A 610-nucleotide genomic window follows, 5' to 3' on the forward strand; every position below is an offset into this window, starting at 1 on the left:
GTCCTACAGTTGGAATGCGATCCCTGTAGGAGCTGCCGAAGGCTGCGATCTTTTCGAGGCTCCACCATTTACCGGGCGGAAATTACACTCATCCGCGACACCATCGGCAGCTTGCCCAGCAACGCGAAAACCGGCGCGGTCAGCTTCAACCAGAAGTTCGCCGCGTGATAGGCAAACGGCGTGTAGTAACCCCAGCCCAACGCCCACACCGCCAGCAGCAAGCCGCCGATGTAGTCGTCCTGACCCCAATGCGCGCCAGCCACCAGGCGCGGCAGCATGAACAGCACTGCCAGACCCCAGACCGTCAGAAACTGGCCAATGGTGCGGCTGAATACGCCCATGAACAACGCCCAGATCAACAGTACCGAGGCATGGTCACCAGGGAAACTCTGGCCCGAACGGTCCTTCAGCTCCCAGGTTTTTTCCAGGTGTGGAAAGTAGTCACTCAGATGCACGGCGCCATCGAGCACCATTGACGGGCTGCTGTGCTGCCAGCCCATGTGATCGGCAAATTTGGAAAACAGCGCGCGGATCAACACCATCAGTAACAGTATCGAGAAAAAACCGAAGAACGCGCGACGCACGTCGATCGCCCTGAAGACCCAGTCGC

At 58.9% G+C, this 610-nt stretch carries 1 protein-coding gene; it reads right to left on the reverse strand.

From position 1 onward, the window contains the following. Positions 1–68: 68 nt before the first annotated feature. Positions 69–610: phosphatase PAP2 family protein (locus tag D6877_RS09750; RefSeq protein ID WP_130910611.1), on the reverse strand; the 542-nt coding region annotated here is incomplete at its 5' end.

Origin of the sequence: Pseudomonas sp. Sample_9, assembly GCF_004307535.1 — a bacterium.
In the GTDB taxonomy this organism is placed as follows: domain Bacteria; phylum Pseudomonadota; class Gammaproteobacteria; order Pseudomonadales; family Pseudomonadaceae; genus Aquipseudomonas; species Aquipseudomonas mercuritolerans.